Here is a 20782-nt window from a genome sequence, read left to right on the forward strand (position 1 = left end):
ATGGTTAAAATCTATGCTCCGGCATCGATTGGCAATGTCAGCGTCGGATTCGATGTGCTGGGTGCCGCGGTTTCGCCCGTTGATGGTACTTTGCTTGGTGATTGCGTCAGCGTGACCGCCGCAGACCGTTTCAGTCTGCGCAACGAGGGCCGCTTTGTCAGCAAACTGCCTGATGATCCAAAAGAAAATATCGTTTATCAGTGTTGGGCGCGTTTTTGTCAGGAAATGGGCAAAGAAATCCCAGTGGCAATGGTGTTGGAAAAGAATATGCCAATCGGTTCAGGGCTGGGTTCCAGCGCCTGCTCTGTAGTGGCCGGGCTAATGGCGATGAACGAATTCTGTGGCAAGCCACTGGATAAGATCACGCTACTTGGCTTGATGGGCGAACTGGAAGGGCGTGTCTCCGGCAGTGTCCATTATGATAATGTCGCACCTTGCTATCTGGGTGGGATGCAGTTAATCCTTGAGCAGGATAGCTATATCAGCCAGAACGTCCCCGGTTTTGATGACTGGCTGTGGGTGATGGCGTATCCGGGCATTAAAGTTTCTACCGCTGAGGCGCGCGCTATCTTACCGGCGCAGTATCGGCGGCAAGATTGCATTGCTCATGGGCGAAATCTGGCTGGATTCATTCACGCCTGCCACACTCAACAACCCGATTTAGCCGCTAAAATGATGAAAGATATTATTGCGGAGCCTTATCGTACCCAATTGCTGCCGGGCTTTGCGGCGGCACGTCAGGCCGCACAGGATATTGGCGCATTGGCCTGTGGCATTTCCGGCTCCGGCCCGACGCTGTTTGCCGTGTGTGACGATATGGATACCGCGCAGCGCATGGCGGGCTGGTTACAAAATCATTACCTGCAAAACGACGAAGGTTTTGTTCATATTTGCCGTCTGGATACCGCAGGCGCACGACTACTGGGATAACGCATGAAACTGTACAACCTTAAAGATCACAACGAACAGGTCAGCTTCGCGCAAGCGATCAAACAGGGCTTGGGCAAACAGCAAGGGCTGTTTTTTCCACTTGAATTGCCCGAGTTTGAACTGACTGAGATTGATAAACTGCTGGATCTGGATTTTGTCACGCGCAGCAGCCGTATTTTGTCTGCGTTTATTGGTAATGAAATCGCGCCAGAAGTGTTAACCAAACGCGTTCAGGCGGCTTTTGAATTCCCAGCCCCAATCGCGCACGTTGAAAATGATATCGCCGCGCTGGAGCTGTTCCACGGCCCGACACTGGCGTTTAAAGATTTTGGCGCACGTTTTATGGCGCAGATGTTGGCAGAAGTGGCGGGTGATCAGCCGGTGACTATCCTGACCGCAACCTCCGGTGACACTGGCGCGGCGGTGGCTCATGCGTTCTACGGCCTGAAAAATGTACGGGTGGTTATCCTCTATCCGCGTGGCAAAATCAGCCCGTTGCAGGAGAAGCTGTTCTGTACGCTGGGCGGAAATATTCACACAGTAGCGATTGAAGGCGATTTTGATGCTTGTCAGGCGTTGGTAAAACAAGCCTTTGACGATGAAGAGCTGAAACAGGAACTGAGCCTTAATTCCGCTAACTCAATCAATATCAGCCGCCTGCTGGCGCAAATCTGTTATTACTTTGAAGCGGTGGCCCAGTTGCCACAAGAAGCGCGTAATCAACTGGTTATCTCGGTGCCAAGCGGCAATTTCGGTGATTTGACCGCCGGCCTGCTGGCAAAATCATTAGGTTTACCGGTGAAACGCTTTATTGCTGCCACCAATGCCAATGATACCGTACCGCGCTTTCTGGTGAGCGGCGAGTGGCAGCCGAAACCGACGGTGGCGACATTATCAAATGCGATGGATGTGAGCCAACCGAATAACTGGCCGCGAGTAGAGGAGCTATATCGCCGTAAAATCTGGCAACTGAAGGATTTGTGCCACGGCGCAGTGAGCGATGACGTGACTAAAGAAACCATGCGTGAGCTGGCAAAACTGGGTTATATCTCAGAGCCTCATGCCGCCATTGCTTACCGTGTCTTGCGTGATCAGTTACAGGACGGTGAGTTCGGTTTGTTCATCGGCACTGCGCATCCGGCAAAATTTAAAGAGAGCGTGGAGGCGGTTCTCGGGCAGGAATTACCGCTGCCAAAACCACTGGCTATCCGGGCGAAGTTACCGTTGCTATCCCATGATTTACCGGCTGATTTTGCGCAATTACGCACTTTCTTGATGGCTTTGCCAAAGTAACAGGGCACTCTTTGTAAAGAAGTAGAACGAAGGGGAAGCGTGCCGTTGGGGTCGTAGTGGCGTGAGCCACCGGAGTGCCCCTCGGTGCGTTAAACCCTTCGCATACCAAATTTAAAAGGGCTGTAGCCTTTTTAAATTGATCGGTTAGACGCTGTAGCAACGAAGATCAGCGCAGCTCAGCGCGCTTAAATACCAGTTCATTTTTTGCCGACAACCCGGCATCAAACTCATAACCTTCCAAATTGAAATCAACCAGTTGCTCTGGTTTGGTCAATTTATTCTGAATAATAAAGCGGCTCATCAGGCCACGCGCTTTTTTGGCATAGAAACTGATGATTTTGTATTTGCCATTCTTCTCATCCAAAAAGACCGGCTTAATCAGTGAACCGGCCAGTTTTGCAGGTTTCACGGCTTTAAAATATTCATCAGAAGCCAGATTAATCAGTACGTTATCACCTTGCTGTTCCAGCGCCTGATTAAGTTTCTCGGTTATCTGCTCACCCCAGAAAGTGTAGAGATCTTTGCCGCGTGGATTCGCCAGCTTAATTCCCATCTCCAGACGATACGGTTGCATTAGATCCAGTGGGCGCAATAGGCCGTACAAACCTGAAAGCATTCGCAGATGCTGTTGAGCAAAATCAAAATCGGCAGCACTGAAATCCTGTGCCTGCATACCGGTATAGACATCACCTTTAAAAGCCAAAATCGCCTGACGCGCATTCTCAGGTGTAAAATTGGGTTGCCATTCGCTGAACCGTGCGGCATTTAAGCCTGCCAGTTTATCGCTAATGCCCATCAGGCTGCTGATTTGGGCAGGTGTTAGCTCACGGCAGATCTCGATAAGCTGTTGTGACTTATCCAACATTTCTGGCTGCGTAAACTTCTTGGTTGCCAACGGACTTTGATAATCAAGGGTTTTGGCCGGAGAGATAATAATAAGCATAACGGCATCCTGCTTTTCCAAAAAAGACACTGTAGCAAAAAGTGTGTGCTAGCAAAAAGGAGATTGAGCGATTGCTAAAATAGGTATCCCTATCGTACTTGAAGTTGTAGGGTTGTTTGCAGCCTACTTATAAGCGAATAGGCCTTAGGCATAGATTGAATTGTCGGTGATGATAGAGTTTAGCTAAATCGTCTCAGCACGATAAGAATGGACGAAATTGCTATTAACCTGATGCTTTCCGGTTGTTTCAATTGGCGAAAACGGTTGCTAATTGCAGATGACTGTTTTGCGTTTTTTTTAAACAGTTTAACTGCCTTGCACCAAGGCTTACGCATGTTATTATCAGAACAAAGGCAGGGCTTCGAAATCGCCGCTACTTTTCTGTAACATATTAAAAGTTATGCGAAATGCCAAAAGTTCATGCACAAACGATGAGAAACGACAACATGACCGATAAACTTACTTCCCTACGTCAAATCACCACTGTAGTAGCAGATACCGGGGATATCGCGGCGATGAAATTGTATCAGCCGCAAGATGCGACCACTAACCCATCACTGATTCTGAATGCAGCCCAGATCCCTGAATACCGCAAATTGATCGATGACGCTATTGCCTGGGCGCGCGAACAAAGCAGCAGTCATGCTCAGCAGATCGTTGATGCCACTGACAAACTGGCAGTGAATATCGGTTTGGAAATTCTAAAACTGATCCCCGGCCGCATTTCTACTGAAGTTGATGCCCGTCTCTCTTATGACACTGTTGCCAGCGTGGCGAAAGCCAAGCGTTTGATCAAAATGTATAACGAAGCCGGTATCAGTAATGACCGTATTCTGATCAAGCTGGCCTCAACCTGGCAGGGTATCCGTGCCGCAGAGCAGTTGGAAAAAGAAGGCATTAACTGTAACCTGACGCTGCTATTCTCCTTTGCTCAAGCGCGTGCTTGTGCTGAAGCCGGTGTGTTCCTGATTTCACCGTTTGTTGGCCGTATTCTTGACTGGTACAAAGCCAATGGCGACAAAAAAGAGTTCGCGCCACACGAAGATCCCGGTGTGGTTTCCGTGACCGAGATTTACCAGTATTACAAAAAACACGGCTATAGCACCGTGGTAATGGGCGCAAGCTTCCGTAATCTGGGCGAGATCATCGAGCTGGCCGGTTGTGACCGCCTGACTATCGCACCATCCTTGCTAAAAGAGCTGGCAGAAAGCGAAGGCCCGGTTGAGCGTAAACTGGTTTACACCGGCGAAGTTCAGGCTAAACCAGCCCCACTGACTGAAGCTGAATTCTACTGGCAGCACAATCAGGACCCAATGGCGATTGATAAGCTGGCTGACGGTATCCGTAAGTTTGCAATCGATCAGGGTAAACTTGAGAAAATGATCTCTGACCTGCTGTAATTTGAGTGATGCGGGCAGTGTTTGACGAAAAGGTGGCGTAAGCCGCCTTTTTTATTGCCTGCCATCAAGGGAGGTTTGTGGTTTGGCTATGATATTATTCATACACGATATAGGACATTTTGTTGAGGTGGTCGCATGAATACATTACGGATAGGTTTAGTGTCGGTTTCAGACCGCGCATCCAGTGGGGTTTATCAGGATAAAGGGATTCCGGCGTTAGAAGCATGGCTGGCAAGTGCGTTGACCACCCCTTTTGACATCGAAACGCGCCTGATACCCGATGAGCAGACATTAATTGAACAAACGTTGTGTGAATTGGTGGATGAAATGGGCTGCCACCTGGTGTTAACCACCGGCGGAACCGGCCCGGCGCGGCGTGATGTGACGCCTGATGCCACTCTGGCTATCGCTGATCGGCAGATGCCGGGCTTTGGTGAGCAAATGCGGCAAATCAGCCTTCATTTTGTGCCTACCGCTATCTTATCCCGTCAGGTAGGGGTTATCCGCAAGCAGGCATTGATCATCAACTTGCCGGGGCAGCCTAAATCAATCAAAGAGACGCTGGAAGGTGTGAAAGACGCCGAGTCGAAAGTGGTGGTGGCCGGTATCTTTGCCAGCGTGCCTTATTGCATTCAATTGCTGGATGGGCCTTATGTCGAGACCAACAGCGCAGTAGTAGCTGCTTTTCGTCCTAAGAGTGCGGTTATCGATATAAAAAACTAAATTAAATTTTTTTGCAACATAAGCTACCATTCTAACGGTGTGGGGAATTTTGTACGGTATAGTCATATTTACTTTACAAATAGTTGAAACAATTTTTCTTCCCCTACTCTGGTTTATTACGGTGTCATATGCCTCAAGAACATAGCTCATCTCAAGTCGACTCACCGCAACCTCATGTTGCCCAACAACATAATCCTAATCGTCGCTTGAATAGGCAAGATTACAAAACTCTCACTCTTGCCGCATTAGGTGGAGCGCTAGAGTTTTATGATTTCATTATTTTCGTCTTCTTCGCAGCGGTCATCGGTGACCTTTTCTTCCCGGTAGATATGCCCGAGTGGTTACGTCAGGTGCAGACATTCGGTATCTTTGCCGCCGGCTATCTCGCTCGCCCACTGGGCGGCATTATCATGGCGCACTTTGGTGATTTAGTTGGCCGTAAGAAGATGTTTACCCTCAGTATTCTGTTGATGGCATTGCCAACACTGGCCATCGGTATGTTGCCAACCTATGCTTCCATCGGCATTGCAGCACCATTATTACTGCTACTTATGCGCGTGTTGCAAGGTGCGGCAATCGGTGGCGAAGTTCCCGGTGCATGGGTTTTTGTGGCGGAACACGTACCGCGCAGGCGTATTGGCATTGCCTGTGGCACCTTAACCGCCGGTTTAACGGCAGGTATCTTGCTGGGGTCGCTGGTCGCCACAGCGATGAATACCACGCTGAGTCATCAGGCTATTCTGGATGGCGGTTGGCGCGTGCCGTTCTTCCTTGGCGGAATATTTGGCTTATTTGCCATGTACTTACGCCGCTGGTTGCAGGAAACGCCTATCTTTAAAGAGATGCAGGCGCGTAAGACTCTGGCTGAAGAGTTGCCTCTGAAATCCGTGGTGGTTAATCATAAGAAAGAAGTGTTTGTTTGCATGTTACTGACCTGGTTGCTGTCGGCCGGGATCGTGGTGGTTATTCTGATGACCCCGACTTATTTGCAAAAACAGTTCGGTGTACTGCCCGCGCTGGCATTGCAGGCAAATAGTCTGGCGATTGTGGCACTGGTGTTTGGCTGTGTGATTGCCGGTTTGGTGATTGACCGCTTCGGTGCCAGCAAGACCTTTATTGTTGGCAGCCTGATGCTGGCAGTATCAACATGGTTGTTCTATCACAGCAATTTGACTGATCCGAGCCAACTCTTTACGCATTATATGATGGCAGGATTCTGTGTGGGTATTGTCGGAGCTGTGCCGTATGTGATGGTGCGCGCTTTCCCGGCAGAGGTTCGTTTTACTGGAATCTCGTTCTCATACAATGTGGCTTATGCGATTTTTGGCGGTCTGACACCGATTATCGTGACCTTGCTCATGAAGGTAACGCCGATGGCACCGGCATATTATATGCTGTTGTTATCGCTGGTGGGATTATTGCTAGGGATTTATCTGCGTAATGATCTGAACAGTGAAGCAAAGCCGGTGCCCGCAGCGGCTAATACGGTTCCTGTGCGGAGTTAAGGGCTGACAAGAATATGACGCTACTGGTGATGAATTCATTGCCATGATAAATAAAAAAAGCCCTACATATTTAAATTGCAGGGCTTTTTTGTCATTTAGTTACAGCAGTGAGTAACAATACACCGCGATTAAGCGGCGGTTTGCACTTTCAATGTCGGGCTTGGTTCGCCAATCGGAAGTACGGTGCGGCCATATTGTTCGTTCAATACTTCCGCCATTGCTAAATAGATTGCGCTGGCGCCACAGATGATGCCTTCAAAACCAGCAAAAACCAGCAAGGCATGATTACCGGTGAAGTTACCGACAGCCAGCAGCGCAAACAGCACCGTCAAGCTACCGAACACAAATTGCAAGGCGCGGTTAGCAGGCAGGGTGCCAAAGAACATAAACAGCGTGAAGATGCCCCATAGACCCAAGTAAACACCGAGGAATTGTGCATCCGTGGCTTCTGCCATACCCATTTTAGGCAACATCAGCAGGCCGACCAGACTCAGCCAGAATGCACCATAGGAGGTAAACGCGGTCGCGGCAAAGGTATTGCCTTTTTTATACTCCAGCATCCCTGCCAGAATTTGTGCCAGACCACCGTAAAAAATCCCCATACTCAAAATAACAGAGGTCAGGGGGAAGAAGCCTGCGTTGTGCAGGTTGAGCAAGACGGTTGTCATCCCAAAACCCATCAGGCCTAACGGGCCAGGATTCGCCAACTTGGTGGTGTTCATAAGTCCTCTGCAATAACAGATTGCTAAAAATAATGGATAAATATCCGAATAAGTATAAAGCGCCTGAATGACTAAAAAGTCGTCTATTCCCTCAGTGCGCGCGGCATCATAATGATCCCTGCGCTTGGAAACAATGATCTTGAGGGTGATAAAAAGTAATTTTTTTTCATCTTCCCCCTTGATGCTGAGTTTCGTGGCCCCATCTTATTCCCAACCGCAGGGACTAATCGTGGATCAGCGGACACATGCTTTAGTGAAATATTGAGCATGGAAAAATTGATTATGCAGATACGGGCAGTTGAAAATAAACATTCCGCCCACATATAGATTAGTAACTTGACCGAATATGACTTTTTAGTGGAGGCGTTTTAGATGGGTAAAATTATTGGTATCGACTTGGGTACTACCAACTCTTGTGTAGCAATTATGGATGGTAATAAAGCACGCGTGCTGGAAAACAGCGAAGGCGATCGCACCACGCCTTCTATTATCGCGTATACCCAAGATGGTGAAATTCTGGTTGGTCAACCGGCTAAACGTCAGGCTATCACTAACCCACAAAACACACTGTTTGCTATCAAACGTTTGATTGGCCGTCGTTTCCAGGACGAAGAAGTACAGCGTGATAAAGATATCATGCCGTACAAAATCGTGGCAGCTGACAACGGCGATGCTTGGGTTGAAGTAAAAGGCCAAAAAGTTGCACCACCGCAGATTTCTGCTGAAGTGCTGAAGAAAATGAAGAAAACGGCTGAAGATTTCCTGGGTGAACCAGTAACTGAAGCGGTTATCACTGTACCGGCCTACTTCAACGATGCTCAGCGTCAGGCAACCAAAGATGCTGGTCGTATCGCAGGTCTGGAAGTAAAACGTATCATCAACGAACCAACCGCAGCGGCACTGGCCTACGGTCTGGATAAAGAAGTCGGTAACCGTACTATCGCGGTTTATGACCTCGGTGGTGGTACTTTCGATATCTCTATTATCGAAATCGACGAAGTTGATGGCGAAAAAACCTTTGAAGTTCTGGCAACCAACGGTGATACCCACTTGGGTGGTGAAGACTTCGATAGCCGTCTGATCAACTATCTGGTTGAAGAATTCAAAAAAGACCAGGGTATGGATCTGCGTACTGATCCACTGGCAATGCAGCGTCTGAAAGAAGCCGCTGAAAAAGCGAAAATTGAGCTGTCTTCAGCTCAACAGACCGACGTTAACCTGCCGTACATCACGGCGGATGGCAGCGGTCCAAAACACATGAACATCAAAGTGACCCGCGCTAAGTTGGAGTCACTGGTAGAAGATCTGGTTAACCGTTCGATTGAACCGTTGAAAGTGGCTTTACAAGATGCTGGCTTGTCTGTTTCCGATATCCAGGACGTTATCCTGGTCGGTGGTCAGACTCGTATGCCAATGGTTCAGAAGAAAGTGTCTGATTTCTTCGGTAAAGAACCACGTAAAGACGTGAACCCAGATGAAGCTGTAGCGATTGGTGCGGCAGTGCAGGGTGGTGTTCTGTCTGGTGAAGTGAAAGACGTTCTGTTGTTGGACGTCACTCCACTGTCACTGGGTATTGAAACTATGGGTGGTGTGATGACTCCGCTTATCACCAAAAACACCACTATCCCAACTAAGCACAGCCAGGTGTTCTCTACTGCGGAAGATAACCAGTCTGCGGTAACCATCCATGTGCTACAGGGTGAGCGTAAACGTGCTCAGGATAACAAGTCTCTGGGCCAGTTCAATCTGGATGGTATTCAGGCAGCCCCTCGCGGCATGGCGCAAATCGAAGTGACCTTCGACATCGACGCCGACGGTATTTTGCATGTGTCTGCTAAAGACAAAAATACCGGTCGTGAGCAGAAGATAACCATCAAGGCATCTTCGGGTCTGAACGAGGAAGAGATCCAGAAAATGGTACGCGATGCTGAAGCTAACGCTGAAACAGACCGTAAGTTTGAAGAGCTGGTGCAAACACGTAACCAGGCTGACCATCTGATTCACGGTACGCGTAAACAGTTGGAAGAAGCCGGTGACAAACTGCCAGCCGATGACAAAACAGCTATCGAAGATGCGATGAAAGCGCTGGAAGTCACGTTGAAAGGCGAAGACAAAGCAGAAATCGAAGCGAAAACTCAGGCTCTGGTGCAGGTTTCTGGCAAATTGCTGGAAATGGCTCAGCAGCAGCAAGCTGCCGCAGGCGGTGATGCTGGCGATACCAGTGCCAAGAAAGAAGACGACGTGGTAGACGCCGAATTCGAAGAAGTGAAAGACAAAAAATAATCGCCCTTAAGCGGGCACAGCAGTGGTAGGCCTTACTGTTGCTGGAAACCAGCACGGGCGTCGAGGAAACTCTACGCCCGTGCACGCATGTTAAGGGTAGGAAAAAAAGAGAATGGCGAAGAGAGATTATTACGAGGTTTTAGGCGTTAAAAAAGACGCTGATGAACGTGAAATCAAAAAGGCCTATAAACGCCTGGCAGTAAAGTACCATCCGGACCGTAATCAGGATGAGAACGATACCGGTGAAAATTTCAAAGAAGTTAAAGAAGCCTACGAAATTCTGACCGACCCACAAAAGCGTGCGGCATACGATCAATACGGTCACGCAGCTTTTGAACAAGGTGGTATGGGCGGTGGTGGTTTTGGTGGCGGTGGCGGTGCTGATTTCACCGATATCTTCGGTGATGTTTTCGGTGATATTTTTGGTGGTGGCCGTCGGCAACAACGTGCTTCCCGTGGTTCGGATCTGCGCTACAACATGGATTTGACACTGGAAGAAGCGGTACGCGGCGTGACCAAAGAGATCCGCATCCCAACGCTGGATGAGTGTGACGTTTGCCACGGCAGTGGCGCTAAACCGGGCAGTTCTCCGGTGACTTGTCCTACCTGCCACGGCCACGGCCAGGTGCAGATGCGCCAAGGGTTCTTTACCGTACAGCAGGCATGTCCTCATTGTCATGGCCGTGGTCAAATCATTAAAGACCCGTGCAACAAATGTCGAGGAAATGGCCGCGTTGAGAAAGCCAAAACGCTGTCGGTCAAGATCCCGGCAGGTGTAGATACCGGTGACCGCATTCGCTTAAGTGGCGAAGGTGAAGCAGGCGAACACGGTGCTTCATCAGGTGATTTGTACGTTCAGGTGCAAGTTAAAGCGCATCCAATCTTCGAACGAGAAGGCAATAACCTGTATTGTGAAGTGCCAATCAACTTTGCGATGGCCGCGTTGGGTGGGGAAATTGAAGTCCCTACTTTGGACGGGCGCGTTAAGCTGAAAGTGCCAGCGGAAACCCAAACCGGCAAACTGTTCCGGATGCGTGGTAAAGGGGTTAAATCTGTGCGTGGTGGTGCTCAGGGCGACTTACTGTGCCGCGTTGTGGTCGAGACGCCAGTCCATCTGAGCGAAAAACAGAAACAACTGCTGCGTGAGTTGGAACAAAGCTTTGTCGGCGCTGCGGGTGAGAAGAATAGCCCGCGTTCGAAGAGCTTCCTTGATGGCGTGAAGAAGTTTTTTGACGACCTGACTCGCTAATTAGTCGCTAACTGGCTAATAAAGCAGAGAAAATAAAAAAATCCTCGATAAACATCGGGGATTTTTTTCATCTCACCTGCGCAACATAATGTGATATGAATCACTGATTGTTCGGTTTTTTCGAGTGTTAAGCGCAATAAAAACGACTTTTTTCGAGTTAAGGAATATCCTAAAATTCATGCATTGATTTACCGGGCAGCAGCTCACCGTCCGATGTAAGGAGTTATTCATTGTGACAAACATGATTCGTCAATTTTTACGCCAAGAGGCTGCGGGCGGCCTGATTTTAATTTTCGCCGCCGTCGTCGCCTTATTTATGGCTAATAGCTCATTGCATGGGCTTTATCAATCATTTCTGGATGTACCGGTATCGGTAAAAATAGCATCACTGGATATCAGTAAGCCGCTGTTGCTATGGATCAATGATGGCCTAATGGCGATATTCTTCCTGGTTGTCGGCTTGGAAGTTAAGCGCGAACTGATGGAAGGTTCATTAGCAGGGCGTGATAAAGCGGTTTTTCCGGCCATTGCTGCCTTAGGCGGTATGTTGGCTCCGGCGCTGATCTATTTACTGTTTAATGGGGCTGATGAGATTACCCGCCAAGGGTGGGCAATTCCGGCTGCAACTGACATTGCTTTTGCACTGGGTGTCATGGCATTACTGGGGAACCGAGTGCCAACCAGCCTGAAAGTCTTTTTACTGGCATTAGCCATTATTGATGACTTGGGCGTTATCGTTATTATCGCACTGTTTTATACCCATGAGGTTTCGCTACTAGCCTTAGGTTTAGCTGCTGCGGCCATTGCGCTACTGGCATATATGAACTGGCGCGGGGTTGGGAAGACATCAGCCTATCTGCTGGTCGGGTTAGTGCTGTGGGTCTGCATCCTTAAATCAGGCGTACATGCGACCTTAGCCGGTGTGATTGTTGGCTTTATGATACCGCTTCACACGAAAGATAAGCGCTCGCCTTCGGAGTCACTGGAGCATGGTTTGCACCCGTGGGTGGCCTATTTGATTCTGCCATTGTTTGCATTTGCCAATGCGGGGGTGTCATTGCAGGGCGTTTCTCTATCCGGGCTAACATCATTGCTGCCGATGGGGATTGCGGCTGGCCTGTTTATCGGTAAGCCATTGGGGATCTTCCTCTTTAGTTGGCTCGCGGTTAAGCTGGGGATTGCTAAACTGCCTGACGCGATAAACTTTAAGCAGATTTTTGCAGTGTCGGTGCTGTGTGGGATTGGTTTCACAATGTCGATATTTATCGCTTCACTTGCATTCGAAGGTGCGGATACTGCTTTGCTCACCTACTCTAAGTTGGGCATATTATTAGGATCTACCGCCGCGGCGCTTGTCGGTTACAGCTTATTGCGTCTGGCATTGCCCGCGAATCGAAAAGCAGTGAATTAATCAGCCATTATACTGATGGTATTTTAATACCGCCGGTGTGAAGGTAATGACACCGGCGGTTTTGTTTGGAAACGCCTGACTTACAGTTGGTGTAGGTCTTATACCCATAGATTTCACGATGCAGGAAGGCGGTAAAGCAGAGATAAATCGCTTATGAGCCGATTTGAAGCGCATTTATGCTAGCCCGTAGGATGAGTTTGCTTGAGGCTCGTTAATCGCGATGAGCAAGTGATTCGGGTTAGCGAAAGCTGCCAACACACCTGCACCTGAACTATGACGGATATAGAACAGGGACGGTTTGTCGTGGACGGAGCCATATATCTGGCCCTGCGGCATGTTAAGGAGATAACAATATGCGAATGTCACATATCAATTTCAATCATCTTTTTTACTTTTGGCAGGTTTGTAAGGCCGGTTCAGTCGTGGGTGCGGCAGAAGCACTATTCCTGACACCGCAAACGATTACCGGGCAGATCAAAGCACTGGAAGAGCGGCTCGGCGGTAAGTTATTTAAGCGGCAGGGGCGAGGATTGGTGCCCTCTGAACTTGGGCAACTGGTTTTTCGCTATGCTGACAAAATGTTTATGCTCAGCCACGAAATGCTGGATATCGTAAATTATCGCAAAGAGTCGAACCTGTTATTTGATGTCGGTGTTGCAGATGCTTTATCGAAACGTTTAGTCAGCCAGGTGTTAGAAACCGCTGTGGCTGACCATGAAAAGATTCATCTGCGCTGTTTCGAATCAACCCATGAAATGCTGCTGGAGCAGTTGAGTCAGCATAAGCTGGATATGATCCTCTCTGATTGCCCGGTTGATTCCAGCCAGCAAGAAGGGTTGTTCTCGGTCAAATTGGGGGAGTGCAGCGTGAGTTTCTATTGCCGTCAGCCCATTCCAGATTTACCTTTCCCGGCCTGTTTGCAGCAAAAGAAATTATTGATCCCCGGTCGTCGCTCAATGCTAGGGCGTAAATTGCTTAACTGGATTAACAGTAAAGGTATACAGGTAGAGATTCTGGGGGAGTTCGATGACGCTGCGTTGATGAATGCTTTTGCTATTTATCATAATGTTATTTTTGTCGCACCCACCATGTATGCAGCTGATACCTACGCTAAAGATGACAACATTGTTGAAATTGGTCGTCTGGATAGTGTGGTGGAGGAGTATTACGTGATTTTTGCTGAACGTATGATCCAGCATCCAGCAGTACAGCGGGTTTGTAACAAAGATTTTTCCGCACTTTTTAGCGGCTAAATATACCCGCTGTCTTTCAAACCACAGATGAGTTGGCTGTCATCGTGACTCCGCCTATTCTTGGGCCTCGCTTCTGCGAGGCCACTGTAAGCCCTGTTTAAACCTGTTTTCTGATACTTTTAGTCAAAATCAATTGGTTATCCTGAATATTATCATAAGTAAACTCATCAGCCTTAACCGGTGGGAGGGGCTAAATGTGGTTAAAATCGGTTCGCAACCGATTTGTCTCTCTGGCGGTTTTATGTATTTTTAAGTTTATAAGGTATAGGCAGGGTTGAACATGAAGTGGCTAAATGATAAATAATCCAAAAAAAGGATATAAAAAAACCGGCCTAAGCCGGTCTTTTTACTAAGCAATCGACGTGATGCAATTACTGCATTGCGTTGATTTGCGCTACTAAGTTAGACTTATGACGCGCTGCTTTGTTTTTGTGGATCAGACCTTTACAGGACTGACGGTCCACGATTGGTTGCATTTCATTAAATGCTTTTTGCGCTGCGTCTTTATCGCCAGCTGCAATTGCCGCATACACCTTCTTAATGAAGGTACGCACCATTGAGCGACGGCTAGCATTATGCTTGCGGCGTTTCTCAGACTGTACGGCGCGTTTCTTAGCTGATTTGATATTAGCCAAGGTCCAACTCCCAAATATATTCTATTGAGGACAATTCAAAGGCCGAGGAATATGCCCTTTTAGCCTTCGTTTGTCAATGGATTTGTGCAAATAAGCGCCGTTTGTACGGGCGGCACTTGCTACGTTGTGATGGAGCGGGATTTTACCAGCTTCGCGCTGCGGAATACAGTCTTTCGAAAGAAAATTCCACAGTTCACTGCCTCGAAGGGATTTGACGGTGGTTCTTGTAAAAATCTCAGCCTGCTTCTGTATTCAACGGCGTGCGTATTCTACAGGATAAACTCAGTAAAAGGGGTTTTACCTGCATATTATTGGCAAAATGGTATGACTTTCGATTAAAGGTGCCAATCGCGGGTTAACCTTAACCGCTGTACAAGGTATAATCCGGCGATTTCCACTGTTTTGAGCCAGCTATGGAGCTAATTCGCGGTATACATAATATCCGGGCACGCCACCATGGTTGCGTGCTAACTATCGGTAACTTTGATGGTGTCCATCGTGGGCATCAAGCCTTACTGGAGCAACTAAAGCGTGAAGGTCTACGTTTGGGGCTGCCTGTTATGGTAATGATATTTGAACCGCAACCACTGGAATTGTTTGCAGCGGATAAAGCACCGGCTCGACTAACGCGTTTACGCGATAAAGCCAGATACCTGGCCGAAGTCGGTGTTGACTATTTATTGTGTGTTAAATTTGATCCGCGTTTTGCAGCTATTACTGCGCAAGCTTTCGTTGCTCAGTTGCTGGTAGAGAAGTTGGGTGTTAAGTTTTTAACCGTGGGCGATGATTTTCGCTTTGGCGCAGGGCGTCAGGGGGATTTTCAGCTATTACAGCAAGCGGGTGCTGAGTTTGGTTTTGATGTTATCAGCACTGACAGCTTTTGTGATGGTGGGCTGCGCATTAGCAGTACTGCGATCCGTCAGGCGCTTCATCATGACGATTTGGCGTTGGCAGAAACCCTGCTGGGACACCCATACAGTATTTCCGGCCGAGTGGTTCACGGTGATGAACTGGGGCGGACGATTGGCTTCCCCACGGCGAACCTGCCGTTAAAACGTTTAGTCGCTCCGGTGAAAGGAGTGTATGCAGTTGATGTTTATGGCTTAGGTCCAGAGCCATTACCCGGTGTGGCCAATATTGGTACCCGGCCCACGGTTGCGGGTGTTCGCCAGCAGCTTGAGGTTCATCTGCTTGATGTCACAATGGATCTTTATGGGCGTCATATTGATGTGGTGCTCTGCGCAAAACTGCGCAACGAACAGCGTTTTGCTTCGCTCGATGCCCTAAAGCAGCAAATCGCCAATGATGTGGTGACGGCCCGAACCTTTTTCGGGCTAAAGACACCGGTTTAATATTTCTAGCCGAAACGGAACCGAGAATCTAATGAGTGACTATAAGAATACCCTGAACTTGCCTGAAACAGGGTTCCCGATGCGCGGCGATCTGGCTAAGCGTGAACCTGACATGCTGAAACGTTGGTATGAGCAGGATCTGTACGGGATTATTCGTGCGGCCAAGAAAGGTAAAAAGACCTTTATTTTGCACGATGGCCCTCCTTATGCGAACGGCAACATTCACATTGGTCACTCTGTTAACAAAATTCTCAAAGATATTATTATTAAATCGAAAGGAATGGCTGGCTATGACTCACCTTATATTCCAGGTTGGGACTGCCACGGCCTGCCGATCGAGTTAAAAGTTGAACAGTTAATTGGCAAGCCGGACGACAAAGTCAGCGCCGCAGAATTCCGTACCGCCTGCCGTAAATATGCCGCTGAACAGGTTGAAGGCCAGAAGAAAGATTTCATCCGCTTGGGTGTGTTGGGCGATTGGGACCATCCTTACCTGACGATGGATTTCAAAACTGAAGCCAACATCATTCGTGCATTAAGCAAAATCATTGATAACGGCCATCTGCACAAAGGTGCGAAACCGGTGCATTGGTGTACGGATTGCGGTTCGTCACTGGCTGAAGCCGAAGTCGAATATTACGACAAAACCTCGCCTTCCATTGATGTGCGCTTTAATGCCGTCGATTCAGCCGCAGTGAGTGCCAAATTTGGCGTAGCTAATGCTAATGGCCCGATTTCACTGGTTATCTGGACCACCACGCCGTGGACCTTGCCTGCGAACCGTGCAATTTCACTGAATGCTGAATATATCTATCAACTGGTGCAAGTTGAGGGCGAATGCCTGATTCTGGCAGAAGATCTGGTTGAGAGTGTCATGAAGCGCACTGGCATTGCTGAGTGGACGGTGTTGGGTAGCTGCAAAGGTTCTGATCTGGAACTGCTGCGCTTCAATCACCCGTTTATGGGCTTCGATGTTCCAGCAATCTTGGGCGATCATGTCACACTGGATGCCGGTACTGGCGCAGTTCATACCGCACCAGGCCACGGCCCGGATGACTTTGTTATCGGCCAGAAATACGGTCTGGAAGTGGCCAACCCGGTTGGCCCGAACGGTTGCTATCTGGCAGGGACTTACCCAACGCTGGACGGCCTGTTTGTCTTTAAAGCTAATGACATCATTGTTGAGTTGCTGCGCGAAAAAGGCGCATTGCTGAAAGTTGAAAAACTGGTTCACAGCTATCCATGTTGCTGGCGTCACAAAACACCGATCATCTTCCGTGCTACCCCGCAGTGGTTTATCAGCATGGATCAAAAAGGTTTGCGTAAGCAGTCGTTGGAAGAGATCAAAGGCGTGCAGTGGATTCCGGATTGGGGCCAGGCGCGTATCGAAACCATGGTGGCAAACCGCCCAGACTGGTGTATTTCGCGCCAGCGTACCTGGGGTGTGCCAATGTCTCTGTTTGTGCATAAAGAGACGGAAGCGCTTCATCCACGCAGCACTGAGCTAATGGAAGAAGTTGCCAAGCGTGTAGAGCAAGACGGTATTCAGGCCTGGTGGGATCTGGACACTGCGGAAATTTTGGGTGCGGATGCCGCCGATTACGTCAAAGTACCAGACACCTTGGATGTATGGTTCGATTCCGGCTCAACTCATTCCTCCGTGGTTGACGATCGCCCAGAGTTTGGTGGTCATAGCCCAGATATGTATCTGGAAGGTTCTGACCAGCACCGTGGTTGGTTTATGTCGTCACTGATGATTGCGACTGCGATGAAGGGTAAAGCGCCTTATCGTCAGGTGTTGACTCATGGTTTCACCGTGGATGGTCAGGGGCGTAAAATGTCCAAATCCATCGGTAACACCATCAGCCCGCAAGATGTGATGAATAAATTGGGTGGCGACATCCTGCGCCTGTGGGTGGCATCAACTGATTATACTGGCGAGATTGCTGTTTCGGATGAGATTCTGAAACGCTCTGCGGACTCGTACCGTCGTATCCGTAACACCGCGCGCTTCTTGCTGGCAAACCTTAATGGGTTTGATCCGGCGTTGCATCAGGTGAAACCAGAAGAGATGGTAGTAGTAGACCGCTGGGCTGTAGGCCGCGCGCAAGCGGCGCAAGCCGAGATTATGGAAGCGTACGAAAACTACGACTTCCACTTGGTAGTGCAGCGCCTGATGCAGTTCTGTTCAGTTGAGATGGGTTCTTTCTACCTCGATATCATTAAAGACCGTCAGTACACCGCGAAAGGCGACAGCGTTGCGCGTCGTAGCTGTCAGACCGCGCTGTTCCATATTGCTGAAGCTTTGGTTCGCTGGATGGCACCCATCATGTCCTTCACCGCAGATGAAATCTGGAATCAACTGCCAGGTGAACGTCCGCAATACGTCTTCACAGAAGAGTGGTATGACGGTCTGTTTGGCTTGGCCGGTGATGAGGGGATGAACGATACTTTTTGGGCCGAGCTGCTGAAAGTACGTGGCGAAGTAAACAAAGTATTGGAACAGGCCCGCAGTGATAAGCGCATTGGCGGTTCACTGGAAGCGGCAGTCACCCTGTTCGCGGAGCCTGAGCTGGCGGCACGTTTGAACAGTTTGCAAGATGAGCTGCGTTTTGTCTTGCTGACCTCGGCTGCGAAAGTGGCCGCCTATGCTGAGGCGGGTGATGACGCCCAGCAAAGCGAACTGATTGCCGGGTTGAAAATTACCTTCAATAAGGCTGACGGTGAGAAGTGCCCGCGTTGCTGGCATTATACTCAAGACGTCGGTTTGGTAGCGGAACATGCAGAACTGTGCGGCCGCTGTGTCACTAACGTAGCCGGTAACGGTGAAGAGCGTAAGTTCGCCTGATGAGTAAATCGATGTGTTCGACCGGATTACGCTGGTTGTGGCTGGCGGTAGCGGTGATAATTCTCGATCTTGGCAGCAAACAGTGGGTAATGACCCACTTTGCCTTGTATGAATCAATCCCGCTGATCCCTTTTTTCAACCTGACCTATGCGCAGAATTTTGGTGCGGCATTTAGCTTTCTGGCAGATAAAAGTGGTTGGCAACGTTGGTTCTTTGCAGGAGTCGCCATCGGCATCTCTATAGTATTGATGGTGCTGATGTATCGCTCTACTGCAAAACAGCGTCTGCTGAACTGTGCTTATGCCCTGATTATCGGTGGCGCATTAGGTAATCTGTTCGATCGCATGGTGCATGGCGCAGTGATCGACTTTATTGATTTCCACGTCAACGGCTGGCATTTCCCAACATTTAACATCGCTGATATAGCAATTTGTATCGGTGCTGCGTTGGTGATATTCGAAGGCTTTTTAAGCCCGGCTGAGAAAACGGCGATAGACAAAGGTGAGTGAGATGTCAGAGCAAGAACAAGGCTATCAAGTAAAAGAAAATAGTGCCGTATTGGTACATTTCACTTTGAAGCTGGAAGATGGCTCTACGGCAGAATCGACCCATATTCATGGGAAACCCGCGTTATTTCGGTTAGGCGATAACAGCCTTTCCGATGCGCTGGAGCAACAGTTGATAGGCTTAAAGGTAGGTGACAAGCACACTTTTAGCTTGCAGCCTGAGGATGCCTTTGGTGTGGAAAGCCCTGATTTGATTCAGTACTTTACGCAGCGCGATTTTGCGCAAACCGGTGTTCCTGATGCCGGGACTATCATGTTGTTTACCACTCGTGACGGCAGTGAAATGCCAGGTGTGGTGCGGGAAGTCGCAGAAGAGTCGATTACTGTTGATTTTAATCACCCGTTGGCTGGGCACATCGTCAGCTTTGACATTGAAGTGCTGGAGATTGACCCCCGACAGGAGGTAATACATGCAGATATTGCTGGCTAATCCACGCGGCTTTTGTGCCGGGGTTGATCGGGCTATCAGTATTGTTGAACGCGCCATTGAAATGTATGGCGCACCTATCTATGTGCGTCACGAAGTGGTGCATAACCGCTACGTGGTCGACAGCTTACGTGGCCGCGGAGCTATCTTTATTGAGGAAATCTCAGAGGTGCCCGATGGCTCCATTTTGATTTTCTCGGCTCACGGCGTGTCGCAGGCGGTCCGTGCCGAAGCCCGTGCGCGTAAATTGACTATGCTGTTTGACGCCACCTGCCCATTAGTGACCAAAGTCCATATGGAGGTTGCGCGTGCCAGCCGTAAGGGTAAAGAAGCCATTCTGATTGGCCACGCGGGGCACCCAGAAGTGGAAGGGACGATGGGGCAATACAGTAACCCGCAAGGGGGAATGTATCTGGTCGAGTCACCTGATGATGTCTGGCAGCTGAAGGTTAAAGATGAGAGTAATCTGTGCTTTATGACGCAGACCACTTTGTCTGTTGACGATACTTCAGCGATTATCGATGCTTTGCATCAGCGTTTTCCAAAGATAGTCGGCCCGCGTAAAGATGATATCTGTTATGCCACCACTAACCGGCAAGAAGCGGTACGTGATCTCGCCAATGATGCCGATATTGTCCTGGTGGTTGGTTCGAAAAACTCGTCTAACTCCAACCGTTTGGCTGAACTGGCCCAGCGGATGGGTAAACCTGCTTATCTGATTGATTCTGCTGCTGATATTCAGGACGCCTGGCTGCACGGAGCGGCACGCATAGGCGTCACTGCTGGAGCATCTGCACCGGATATTCTGGTGCAACAAGTGATTGCACGCTTGCAAGCGCTCGGTGCTGGCGAGTCAATTGAGCTGACGGGGCGTGAAGAGAGTATTGTCTTTGAAGTCCCTAAAGAGTTGCGTGTTGATGTGAAGCAGATCGACTAACTCATGTGTGAATTCAGTGTTAAAAAGCAGCCGCAGTGGCTGCTTTTTTTATGGCTGTATATCGTTACAACTGCATGAGTATGCGAAATAACTATACGGTGAGAAATTAAGCGTTATGATCCGTATCGAATTGAATATGGCATTTTTATCTCACTGAAATTCATCAGATAACGGATTGAATAAGGTTGTGTAAGATAATGAGAGGTTTCACTGATAAAAACGAGCGTATATCATTTTTTTCTAATACAGATTAAATAGGCTGGCAGAGTCCTTAACGGGCAGCTAATCTGAACCCTGCTCAGGAT

General features: G+C 48.9%; 17 protein-coding genes. 14 read left to right on the forward strand and 3 right to left on the reverse strand.

Translation table 11 applies throughout. The features are described 5' to 3' along the window. Nucleotides 1-930 (forward strand): homoserine kinase, encoded by a 930-nt coding sequence (thrB, locus tag AT01_RS15365; RefSeq protein WP_042547755.1) that lies wholly within the window; start codon nucleotides 1-3, stop codon nucleotides 928-930. 3 nt (nucleotides 931-933) lie between these two features. Beyond that, nucleotides 934-2223 (forward strand): threonine synthase, encoded by a 1290-nt coding sequence (thrC, locus tag AT01_RS15370; RefSeq protein WP_004702722.1) that lies wholly within the window; start codon nucleotides 934-936, stop codon nucleotides 2221-2223. A 166-nt stretch (nucleotides 2224-2389) separates the two neighbouring features. On the opposite strand, the gene yaaA is transcribed toward thrC, so the two are convergent. Further along, nucleotides 2390-3166 carry a peroxide stress protein YaaA gene (gene yaaA / locus AT01_RS15375; RefSeq protein WP_042547756.1) on the reverse strand — a complete coding sequence of 259 codons (777 nt, stop codon included), beginning with the start codon at nucleotides 3164-3166 and terminating at the stop codon, nucleotides 2390-2392. Nucleotides 3167-3612: 446 nt separating this feature from the next. On the opposite strand from yaaA, the gene tal reads away from it, so the two are divergent. The 3 genes from tal (at nucleotide 3613) to AT01_RS15395 (ending at nucleotide 6794) form a co-directional block, all read left to right on the forward strand. Then, the gene (gene tal / locus AT01_RS15385) at nucleotides 3613-4566 is read left to right on the forward strand and encodes a transaldolase (RefSeq protein WP_042547757.1); all 954 of its coding nucleotides are present in this window, start codon (nucleotides 3613-3615) and stop codon (nucleotides 4564-4566) included. Nucleotides 4567-4701: 135 nt separating this feature from the next. Further along, entirely contained in the window at nucleotides 4702-5289 is a 588-nt protein-coding gene (mog, locus tag AT01_RS15390) for a molybdopterin adenylyltransferase (protein ID WP_042547758.1), read from the forward strand. A 128-nt stretch (nucleotides 5290-5417) separates the two neighbouring features. Beyond that, nucleotides 5418-6794, forward strand: coding sequence for an MFS transporter (locus AT01_RS15395; protein WP_042547759.1), 1377 nt, complete (start codon nucleotides 5418-5420; stop codon nucleotides 6792-6794). Between the two features lie 128 nt (nucleotides 6795-6922). On the opposite strand, the gene satP is transcribed toward AT01_RS15395, so the two are convergent. Next, nucleotides 6923-7516, reverse strand: a complete 594-nt coding sequence (gene satP / locus AT01_RS15400) for an acetate uptake transporter (protein ID WP_042547760.1) — start codon at nucleotides 7514-7516, stop codon at nucleotides 6923-6925. A gap of 372 nt (nucleotides 7517-7888) precedes the next feature. Here satP and dnaK point away from each other — a divergent pair, with 372 nt between their 5' ends. From dnaK to nhaR, 4 genes are all read left to right on the forward strand, one after another. After that, nucleotides 7889-9799 carry a molecular chaperone DnaK gene (gene dnaK, locus AT01_RS15405; RefSeq protein WP_004702736.1) on the forward strand — a complete coding sequence of 637 codons (1911 nt, stop codon included), beginning with the start codon at nucleotides 7889-7891 and terminating at the stop codon, nucleotides 9797-9799. A 112-nt stretch (nucleotides 9800-9911) separates the two neighbouring features. Next, nucleotides 9912-11048: a molecular chaperone DnaJ gene (gene dnaJ, locus AT01_RS15410; protein ID WP_042547761.1), complete on the forward strand. Its 1137-nt coding sequence runs from the start codon at nucleotides 9912-9914 to the stop codon at nucleotides 11046-11048. 232 nt (nucleotides 11049-11280) lie between these two features. Next, nucleotides 11281-12459 carry a Na+/H+ antiporter NhaA gene (gene nhaA / locus AT01_RS15415; RefSeq protein WP_042547762.1) on the forward strand — a complete coding sequence of 393 codons (1179 nt, stop codon included), beginning with the start codon at nucleotides 11281-11283 and terminating at the stop codon, nucleotides 12457-12459. Nucleotides 12460-12812: 353 nt separating this feature from the next. Further along, nucleotides 12813-13712, forward strand: a complete 900-nt coding sequence (gene nhaR, locus AT01_RS15420) for a transcriptional activator NhaR (RefSeq protein ID WP_042547763.1) — start codon at nucleotides 12813-12815, stop codon at nucleotides 13710-13712. A 371-nt stretch (nucleotides 13713-14083) separates the two neighbouring features. Here nhaR and rpsT read toward each other — a convergent pair whose 3' ends face one another. After that, nucleotides 14084-14347 carry a 30S ribosomal protein S20 gene (gene rpsT, locus AT01_RS15425; protein WP_002220715.1) on the reverse strand — a complete coding sequence of 88 codons (264 nt, stop codon included), beginning with the start codon at nucleotides 14345-14347 and terminating at the stop codon, nucleotides 14084-14086. Nucleotides 14348-14760: 413 nt separating this feature from the next. Here rpsT and ribF point away from each other — a divergent pair, with 413 nt between their 5' ends. Genes ribF through ispH form a run of 5 tightly spaced genes read left to right on the forward strand, consistent with a single transcriptional unit; the run spans nucleotide 14761 to nucleotide 20477 of the window. After that, the gene (ribF, locus tag AT01_RS15430) at nucleotides 14761-15699 is read left to right on the forward strand and encodes a bifunctional riboflavin kinase/FAD synthetase (protein ID WP_042547764.1); all 939 of its coding nucleotides are present in this window, start codon (nucleotides 14761-14763) and stop codon (nucleotides 15697-15699) included. 31 nt (nucleotides 15700-15730) lie between these two features. After that, on the forward strand, nucleotides 15731-18547 hold the full coding sequence (gene ileS, locus AT01_RS15435) for an isoleucine--tRNA ligase (protein WP_042547765.1): 2817 nt from the start codon (nucleotides 15731-15733) through the stop codon (nucleotides 18545-18547). Continuing rightward, nucleotides 18547-19056, forward strand: a complete 510-nt coding sequence (lspA, locus tag AT01_RS15440; RefSeq protein WP_004702764.1) for a signal peptidase II — start codon at nucleotides 18547-18549, stop codon at nucleotides 19054-19056. The genes ileS and lspA overlap by 1 nt, the downstream gene beginning before the upstream one ends. Nucleotide 19057: 1 nt before the next feature. Continuing rightward, nucleotides 19058-19543 (forward strand): FKBP-type peptidyl-prolyl cis-trans isomerase, encoded by a 486-nt coding sequence (fkpB, locus tag AT01_RS15445; RefSeq protein ID WP_042547766.1) that lies wholly within the window; start codon nucleotides 19058-19060, stop codon nucleotides 19541-19543. Continuing rightward, nucleotides 19524-20477, forward strand: coding sequence for a 4-hydroxy-3-methylbut-2-enyl diphosphate reductase (gene ispH, locus AT01_RS15450; RefSeq protein ID WP_042547767.1), 954 nt, complete (start codon nucleotides 19524-19526; stop codon nucleotides 20475-20477). The genes fkpB and ispH overlap by 20 nt, the downstream gene beginning before the upstream one ends. Nucleotides 20478-20782: the final 305 nt, after the last annotated feature.

Origin of the sequence: Yersinia aldovae 670-83 (assembly GCF_000834395.1) — a bacterium.
Classification (GTDB): domain Bacteria; phylum Pseudomonadota; class Gammaproteobacteria; order Enterobacterales; family Enterobacteriaceae; genus Yersinia; species Yersinia aldovae.

Bases quoted from the DNA above. Each gene is read 5' to 3' on its own strand.
- thrC (WP_004702722.1), top strand. From the start codon at position 934: ATGAAACTGTACAACCTTAAAGATCACAACGAACAGGTCAGCTTCGCG.
- AT01_RS15395 (WP_042547759.1), top strand. From the start codon at position 5,418: ATGCCTCAAGAACATAGCTCATCTCAAGTCGACTCACCGCAACCTCAT.
- nhaR (WP_042547763.1), top strand. From the start codon at position 12,813: ATGCGAATGTCACATATCAATTTCAATCATCTTTTTTACTTTTGGCAG.
- ispH (WP_042547767.1), top strand. From the start codon at position 19,524: ATGCAGATATTGCTGGCTAATCCACGCGGCTTTTGTGCCGGGGTTGAT.
- dnaJ (WP_042547761.1), top strand. From the start codon at position 9,912: ATGGCGAAGAGAGATTATTACGAGGTTTTAGGCGTTAAAAAAGACGCT.
- yaaA (WP_042547756.1), bottom strand. From the start codon at position 3,166: ATGCTTATTATTATCTCTCCGGCCAAAACCCTTGATTATCAAAGTCCG.
- dnaK (WP_004702736.1), top strand. From the start codon at position 7,889: ATGGGTAAAATTATTGGTATCGACTTGGGTACTACCAACTCTTGTGTA.
- fkpB (WP_042547766.1), top strand. From the start codon at position 19,058: ATGTCAGAGCAAGAACAAGGCTATCAAGTAAAAGAAAATAGTGCCGTA.
- lspA (WP_004702764.1), top strand. From the start codon at position 18,547: ATGAGTAAATCGATGTGTTCGACCGGATTACGCTGGTTGTGGCTGGCG.
- tal (WP_042547757.1), top strand. From the start codon at position 3,613: ATGACCGATAAACTTACTTCCCTACGTCAAATCACCACTGTAGTAGCA.
- thrB (WP_042547755.1), top strand. From the start codon at position 1: ATGGTTAAAATCTATGCTCCGGCATCGATTGGCAATGTCAGCGTCGGA.
- ribF (WP_042547764.1), top strand. From the start codon at position 14,761: ATGGAGCTAATTCGCGGTATACATAATATCCGGGCACGCCACCATGGT.
- ileS (WP_042547765.1), top strand. From the start codon at position 15,731: ATGAGTGACTATAAGAATACCCTGAACTTGCCTGAAACAGGGTTCCCG.
- satP (WP_042547760.1), bottom strand. From the start codon at position 7,516: ATGAACACCACCAAGTTGGCGAATCCTGGCCCGTTAGGCCTGATGGGT.
- mog (WP_042547758.1), top strand. From the start codon at position 4,702: ATGAATACATTACGGATAGGTTTAGTGTCGGTTTCAGACCGCGCATCC.